This window comes from Nocardiopsis sp. NRRL B-16309 (genome assembly GCF_001279585.1).
In the GTDB taxonomy this organism is placed as follows: Bacteria; Actinomycetota; Actinomycetes; order Streptosporangiales; family Streptosporangiaceae; genus Nocardiopsis.
The window spans coordinates 38,997-45,789 of sequence record NZ_LGEC01000098.1; the positions used below are offsets into that span (position 1 = coordinate 38,997).

General features: G+C 74.7%; 10 protein-coding genes. 7 read left to right on the forward strand and 3 right to left on the reverse strand.

Annotation, left to right across the window (positions count from 1 at the left end):
* Positions 1 to 104 precede the first annotated feature (104 nt).
* From ADL05_RS22875 to ADL05_RS22895, 5 genes are all read left to right on the forward strand, one after another.
* A complete protein-coding gene (locus ADL05_RS22875; protein WP_053619061.1) occupies positions 105 to 905 on the forward strand; it encodes a DnaJ C-terminal domain-containing protein in 801 nt (266 codons plus the stop codon).
* On the forward strand, positions 902 to 1,189 hold the full coding sequence (locus ADL05_RS22880) for a MerR family transcriptional regulator (protein ID WP_053619062.1): 288 nt from the start codon (positions 902 to 904) through the stop codon (positions 1,187 to 1,189). Before ADL05_RS22875 ends, ADL05_RS22880 begins: the two co-directional genes overlap by 4 nt.
* Before the next feature lie 337 nt (positions 1,190 to 1,526).
* Entirely contained in the window at positions 1,527 to 2,222 is a 696-nt protein-coding gene (locus ADL05_RS22885) for a type 1 glutamine amidotransferase domain-containing protein (RefSeq protein WP_053619063.1), read from the forward strand.
* 2 nt (positions 2,223 to 2,224) lie between these two features.
* Positions 2,225 to 2,785, forward strand: coding sequence for a TetR/AcrR family transcriptional regulator (locus ADL05_RS22890; protein ID WP_053619064.1), 561 nt, complete (start codon positions 2,225 to 2,227; stop codon positions 2,783 to 2,785).
* A 90-nt stretch (positions 2,786 to 2,875) separates the two neighbouring features.
* Positions 2,876 to 3,889: an NADP-dependent oxidoreductase gene (locus tag ADL05_RS22895; RefSeq protein WP_053619065.1), complete on the forward strand. Its 1,014-nt coding sequence runs from the start codon at positions 2,876 to 2,878 to the stop codon at positions 3,887 to 3,889.
* Here the strand turns inward: ADL05_RS22895 and ADL05_RS22900 are convergent.
* Positions 3,876 to 4,799, reverse strand: coding sequence for a LysR family transcriptional regulator (locus ADL05_RS22900; protein ID WP_053619066.1), 924 nt, complete (start codon positions 4,797 to 4,799; stop codon positions 3,876 to 3,878). The two genes, ADL05_RS22895 and ADL05_RS22900, sit on opposite strands and share 14 nt — an antisense overlap.
* A gap of 143 nt (positions 4,800 to 4,942) precedes the next feature.
* Between ADL05_RS22900 and ADL05_RS22905 the strand changes: the two genes are divergently transcribed.
* Both ADL05_RS22905 and ADL05_RS22910 read left to right on the forward strand, forming a co-directional pair.
* On the forward strand, positions 4,943 to 5,803 hold the full coding sequence (locus ADL05_RS22905) for a PhzF family phenazine biosynthesis isomerase (protein WP_053619067.1): 861 nt from the start codon (positions 4,943 to 4,945) through the stop codon (positions 5,801 to 5,803).
* A 59-nt stretch (positions 5,804 to 5,862) separates the two neighbouring features.
* On the forward strand, positions 5,863 to 6,153 hold the full coding sequence (locus ADL05_RS22910; RefSeq protein ID WP_053619068.1) for a hypothetical protein: 291 nt from the start codon (positions 5,863 to 5,865) through the stop codon (positions 6,151 to 6,153).
* A gap of 114 nt (positions 6,154 to 6,267) precedes the next feature.
* Here ADL05_RS22910 and ADL05_RS22915 read toward each other — a convergent pair whose 3' ends face one another.
* Both ADL05_RS22915 and ADL05_RS29980 read right to left on the reverse strand, forming a co-directional pair.
* On the reverse strand, positions 6,268 to 6,474 hold the full coding sequence (locus ADL05_RS22915; protein ID WP_053619069.1) for a DUF5988 family protein: 207 nt from the start codon (positions 6,472 to 6,474) through the stop codon (positions 6,268 to 6,270).
* 170 nt (positions 6,475 to 6,644) lie between these two features.
* Positions 6,645 to 6,793 (reverse strand): DUF3459 domain-containing protein (locus tag ADL05_RS29980; protein WP_156365983.1); only part of this gene is annotated, 149 nt, incomplete at its 5' end.

Below are 6,793 nucleotides of genomic sequence, written 5' to 3' on the forward strand. Positions count from 1 at the left end.
GCTCACAAGACCTGATGCGACCTCACGCATGTTTTCTACCACAGGAAGCTGAGAATAAACATGGTGAGTGTCAAAGATCATCCATGGCGCGAGAGGGAGGAAAGGTGAAGGACAAGGAAGACCCCCACGCCGTCCTCGGCCTGTCGCCGGGCGCGACCCGCGAGGAGGTGGACCGGGCGTTCCGGGCCCTGGCCCGGCGCCACCACCCCGACGCGCCCGGCGGTGACGGGGCCGCCTTCGCGCGGGTGCGCCACGCCTACGAAGCCCTCGCCCGGCCCCGCGCGCGAACGGAGCCCGGCTCCGGGCCCGCGACCCCGCCTCCGCGGCGGGGCGTGCCCGTCCCCGTGCGGGTACGCCGTGCCCGCCCGCGCCGTGGCGCCGACCGGACGGCGGCACTGCGGATCGGACTCCCCCTGGCGGTGCACGGCGGACCCGCCGCCCTGCGCCTCGGGGAGGGCCGCACGGTGACCGTGGCCGTACCGCCGGGCACCGGGCACCGCGCCCGGCTCCGCCTGGCCGGACGAGGCGGAGCCGGAGCGCACGGCGGAGCACCCGGCGACCTGGTCGTGACGGTGCTGGTCGCCGACCACCCCGTCTACCGCAGAGTCGGCCGCGACCTGCGCGCCACGCTCACACTGGGCTATGCCGAGGCCGTCCTGGGGACTGAGGCCGCGATCACCGGGCTGGACGGCCGGGAGCTGCGTGTGCCCGTTCCACCCGGTACGGCCCAGGGCGCTACGATCACCCTTCCGGGCCAGGGCGTTCCCGGCCGCGGCGGCAGCGGGGCACTGGTCCTGGACGTCGCGATCGACGTCCCCGCCGGCCCCCTCTCGGCCGACCAGCGCGCGGCTCTGGAACATCTCGGCGCCGCGCTGCCCGCACCCCGGAAGGAACCACGCCGATGACCGACGCCCGCCCCCGGCCCGACCAGGGCCTCTACACCATCTCCGTGGCCGCCGGGCTCGCCGGCGTGTCCGTGCAGTCCCTGCGCCTGTACGAGCAGCGCGGCCTGCTCTCCCCCGCGCGCACCAAGGGCGGCACCCGCCTGTACAGCGACAACGACATCGCGCGCCTGCGACGGATCAGCGAACTCCTCGGGCAGGGTGTCAACCTCACCGGAATCGAGCAGATCCTCGACCTCCAGGACGAGAACAACCGGCTGCGCCGCACGGACGCCGCGGGCGACTGACGGTCCCCACCGTCTGGTTCCCGACGTCTGGTCCCCACCGTCTGGTTCCCGACGTCACTCCCCCTGGAGAGACCGGTCACCGGGATGCCCGGCCCGGCGGGCGCCCGCCGACGCGCTGGGCGCCCACGGACCCGCCCCCACCGGGCCCGGAGCCCCGGAGCGCTCCGCCGCGGAGGAGATCCATAGAAGTCCCTATGTCGGATCGTGGCATGCCTATTGGTCATCCGATGCCAGTGCCCCTACCTTCGAGTACGTCGACGAACTGACGGATCGCACAGCGAACGTCAGGTCGTGTACAGCACCGGCCGCGAGGCCCCCGCATCCCGAAGGACACACCATGGCCACGATCCTGTTCGTCATGACCGGCGCCGACCACTGGACGCTGGCGGACGGCACGCAGCACCCCACCGGCTTCTGGGCCGAGGAGGCCGTCGCCCCCCACCGGAGGCTCACCGCCGCCGGCCACGAGATCACCGTGGCCACCCCCGGCGGTGTCGTACCGCCCGTGGACCAGGGCAGCCTCTCCCCCGACGCCAACGGCGGGCCGGAGGGCGCCCAGGAGGTCGCCGCCGCACTGGAGTCGATGGAGGAGCTCCGCCGCCCGCTCCGGCTGGAGGACGTCGACCTGGCCGACTACGCGGCGGTCTTCTACCCCGGCGGGCACGGCCCGATGGAGGACCTCGCGGTGAACGCCCAGTCCGGAGCCCTGCTCACCGCGGCCCTGGCCTCCGGCAAGCCGCTGGGCGTGGTCTGCCACGCGCCGGCCGCCCTGCTGGCCGCGGACGACGGGGACGGCGGCTCGCCGTTCGCGGGCTACCGCGTGACGGGCTTCACCAACGCCGAGGAGGCCCAGGCGGGACTGGCCGACCGGGCGAAGTGGATGCTCCAGGACCGGCTGGTCGGGATCGGCACCGACTTCGTCGAGGACGAGCCCTGGAAGCCGCACGTGGTCGTCGACCGCAACCTCGCCACCGGACAGAATCCGGCCTCGTCGGGCCCGCTGGCCGACGAACTGCTCCGGCTGCTGGGCTGACCATGGGCTCCGACCGGCTCGCCGACGTGCTGGACGCCGCCTACGAGTGCCTGGCGCGGTACGGCGCGCGCCGCACGACCATGGACGACATCGCCTCGTCCATGGGGGTGTCCCGGTCGGCGGTCTACCAGTACGTCCGCAACAAGGACGACGCCTTCCGGCTGCTGGCCGAGCGCCTGCACGCGCGGGCCCTGGACCGGGCCGGCCGGGCGGCCGCCGCCGACCTGCCGCCCGCGCGCCGGGTCGAGGGGATCGCCGTCGCCAAGTACGACCTGGAGCGGTCGCTGTCCGAAGGCTCGCCGCACACCGCCGAACTGGTCGACGAGCGCGCCCGGCTGTTCGGCGGTATCTGCCAGGCCTTCACCGCCGACCTGCGCGCGCTGTTCAGCGGCGTGTTCGCCGAGGCCGGGACCGCGCGCGGCCTGGGCCCCGGCGAGGCCGCCGAGATCTGTCTCGCCCTGGTCAAGGGGCTGGAGTCGGCCCCCGGCGGCGAGGCCCTGCTGCGTCCGGCCGTCCGGGTGCTCGCCGAGGGCCTGCTCGCGCCGCCCGGCCTCCGCCACTGATCCGCCGCCGTCCACTCCAGTCCCCGGCGCCGGCACGTCCGCCGCACCGCCGGCCGCACCACCCGCACACCATCCACACGGAGGTCCACCATGCCCGTCACCAGCCGCGAATGGCAGCTGGCCGCCCGCCCCACCGGCGAGCCCCGCGACAGCGACGTCGCGTTCACCGAGGCCACGGTGCCCGATCCGGCTCCGGGGCAGGTCCTGGTCCGCAACGACTGGCTGTCGGTCGACCCGTACATGCGCGGGCGGATGAACGAAGGGGAGTCCTACATCCCGCCGTTCGAGCTCGGCGAGACGATGACCGGCAGCGCCGTGGGGACCGTCGTCGCCTCCGGGTCCGACGGCGTGCCCGTCGGCACGACGGTCAACCACTTCCAGGGCTGGCGCGAGTACGCCCTGCTGGACGCCGAGGGCCTCCAGACCGTGGACACGGACCTGGCCCCCGCCCAGGCCTACCTGGGTGTCCTGGGCACCACGGGTCTGACCGCCTACGCCACGCTGGTGGAGGTCTCCCCGGTGAGGGAGGGCGACGTCGTGTTCGTGTCCGGCGCGGCCGGAGCGGTCGGCTCGGTGGCCGGGCAGATCGCCCGCCACCTGGGCGCGGCCAAGGTCATCGGCTCGGCCGGCGGCCCGGAGAAGGCGCGGCGGCTCGTCGAGGACTTCGGCTTCGACACCGCGATCGACTACCGCGAGGGCGACCTGCCCGGACAGCTCGCCGAGGCCGCGCCCGAGGGCATCGACGTCTACCTCGACAACGTCGGCGGCGACCACCTGGAGGCGGCGCTGGGCGCGATGAACCTGCGCGGGCGCGTGGGCCTGGTCGGGGCGATCTCGGTCTACAACGCCACCGAGGCGCCGGCCGGGCCGCGCACACTGCCGCTGGCCATCGGCAGGCGCATCACCCTGCGCGGCATGAACGTGGCCGACCACTTCCACCTGGTGCCGGAGTTCGTCGGCCGCGCGGCGACCTGGCTGGCGGACGGATCCCTGCGCACGGAGGAGACCGTCGTCGACGGCATCGAGAACGCCTTCGATGCCTTCACCTCGATGATGCGCGGCGCCAACACCGGCAAGATGCTGGTCCGCCTCACGCACGAGTGAGGACCCGGCCTCCCCCGGCGGCGCCCCGGCGCAGCCCGCGCTCCAGCGCGCCGGTGACGGCGTTCGCCGCCGGGGAGGCCCACCGCGCTCGGTGGCGTGCGAGCAGCACCGCGACGTCGGGTGCCCCGGGCCCCTCCAGGACGGTCAGGCGGCCGTCGGCCAGGGCCTGGTCGACTCCGACCCTCGGCAGCAGGGCGACGCCGAGCCCGGCGGCCACGCATGTCCGGGCCGCCTCGGCGCTGCCGAAACGGGTGGTCCGGGGCCGGGCCCCCGGCAGCGCGGCGAGGTCGCGCGCGAGGGCGTCGCTGTAGGAGCAGCCCTCCTCCAGCAGGAAGACGTCGGTCGCGGCCAGTTCGGTCGGCGTCACCGGGCGGCCGAGAGCGGCCAGCGGATGCCCGGGCGCGGCCACCAGCACCAGCGGCAGCCGAGTCACGACCTCGACGACCACGTCCGCCGCGCCCGCCTCCTCCTCCAACAGCAGTGCCACGTCCACGCGCCCCGAACGCAGTCCCTCGACGGCCTCGGCCGTGCCCGACGCGTGGATCCGGACGTCGATACCGGGTTCGGCGGCCCGCAGGTCGGCGACCACCCCCGGCAGCAGTGAGGAACACAGCGTCTCCCCGGCGGCGATGAGGACTCGGCCGCTGAGCGGCGAGTCCTCGTCGGCGGCCGCGCGCAGGCGGGCCTCGGCGTCGAGCACCTCCTCGGCCCGGGCCAGCAGCCGGTGCCCGTGCGAGGTCAGGCGGGCACCGCGCGGCAGTCGGTCGAAGAGCCGGGTGCCCAGTTCCTTCTCCAGGTCACGGATGTGCACGGTGACCGTGGACTGGGCCAGGTGCAGTTCCTCCGCGGCGGCGGTGAAGTTCTCGGTGCGCGCCAGAGCGGTGAAGGTCCGGAGCAGACGGGTGTCCATACCCCGACCCTAGGACGCGTCCGGTGGGCCCGTCGCGAGAGGGGCCGGTCGCACACCCCCGGCACCACGGCATCGGGATATTCGATCGGCGCCATGACGAATCATCGTTTCTGTTCATGGCCGTCCGGTGCCAGGGTGGACGCATGGACACCAGCACGACGCAGATCCTGCGCTACACCGCCTTCACCACGGACCCCTCCGGCGGCAACCCCGCCGGTGTCGTCCTGGACGCCGCCGGACTCGACGACGACGCCATGCTCGCCATCGCCGCGGACGTGGGCTACTCCGAGACGGCCTTCGTCACGGCGCGCGACGAGCGGAGGCGGCGCTTCGCGGTGCGCTACTTCAGTCCGTTGGCGGAGGTGGCGTTCTGCGGACACGCGACCGTCGCCACGGCCGTCGCGCTGGCCGAACGCCTGGGTACGGGCCCGTTGGTGTTCGACACCCCGGCCGGGGAGGTCCCGGTGGACACCGAAGCCGACGCCGGCGAGGCGATGCGCGCCACGCTGACCAGCGTCCCCACCAGCACGCGTCCGGCCGACGCGGTCGAACTGGACTCGACGCTGGCCGCGCTGGGATGGCACCGCGAGGACCTCGATCCCGCCCTGCCGCCCCGAGTCGCCTTCGGTGGCGTGCACCACCTCGTCCTGGCCGCCGCGACCCGTGACCGCCTGGCCGACCTGGACTACGACTTCGACGCGCTCGCCGCGGTCATGCGGCGGGCCGGTTGGGCGACCCTGCAACTGGTGTGGCGCGAGGGCCCCGACCTGTTCCACGCCCGCGACCCCTTCCCCGTGGGCGGCGTCGTGGAGGACCCGGCCACCGGCGCGGCGGCGGCCGCGTTCGGCGGCTACCTGCGCGACCTGGGCCTGACCCCCCAGCCGACCGTGGTCACGGTCCGCCAGGGCGAGGACATGGGTCGGCCCAGCGCTCTGACGGTGGCGGTCGACCCCGACGACGCCCGGGTACGGGTCTCCGGCCACGCGGTCCCGCTTCCAGGCTGACCGCCCGCACTCTCCGTCCCCGCCATCCGCCGGTCGCGGCCCGCCTCTCCCGGCGGGTCTTGACGGCCGCCGACCGACCCCCGGTCATCTCCGGCACCGGGCCGGGCCGCGACGCCCGGGGGTTGGAGCGGCTCCTCGGCACCATCGTCGAGCTCGATCCGCGGCGCCGCGGACCCGACGCGGGCGCCGGCACTCCGGTCTGGCTGGCCACGTCCCCGGAGGTGGCGGGACGCGCCGGCGGCTTCTACGCCGACCGCACCGCCGTACCGACCCCCGGGCACACCGTGGACGCCGCGCGCCGCGAGCGGCTGTGGCAGGAGAGCGCACGGCTGGTGGCCATGGAGCCGTGAGCGGCCTCCGACACGACGCACCCGGCCCGGACCGACCAGCCCGCGCGAACCCGCAGCGCATCATTCACCGCAGCACGGAACCGCGTCCGACCCGCCCCGCCTTCGCAGCCGGGGTCAGCCCGCCATCTCGGTGCGCTCCGTCCACTCGTAGACGGGCACGTGCCCGTCGGACGTGTGCGCCTGTCTCGGCGTCGGAACGAAGTGCTCGTACCCGTTGTGGTACGGCAGCTTCAGTTCGTCCCCCGGACGGTCGACGGACACGATCCGCTCCTGGAGCTCCTCGGGTCCGCCTTCCAGCAGTGCCTTGCCTTCGGTACCCATATCCGCAGGTTCTCACGACGGACCCGCGTTGGCCAGGGGGGATGACCGCCTGTGGACGACCGGCCACGGCCCCGCGCCGACGGGCGGAACGTCCCGCGCCCCGCCTCCCCGCCGCCCCGCCGGCGCGCGAACGCGCGAACGGCCACCGCCAGCGCACGCCCACCGCGCCCTCACAGCAGGCGCAGCCACACCGCGGCGTCCTTGGGCAGACGGCCGTCCGCGACCGGGGCACTGGACACCAGCACCTCGGCGCCCTCGGGCAGCGGGTGGGGCTCGTCCGCGAAGTTGACCACGCACCGGACGCCGCCGCCGCGCTCGA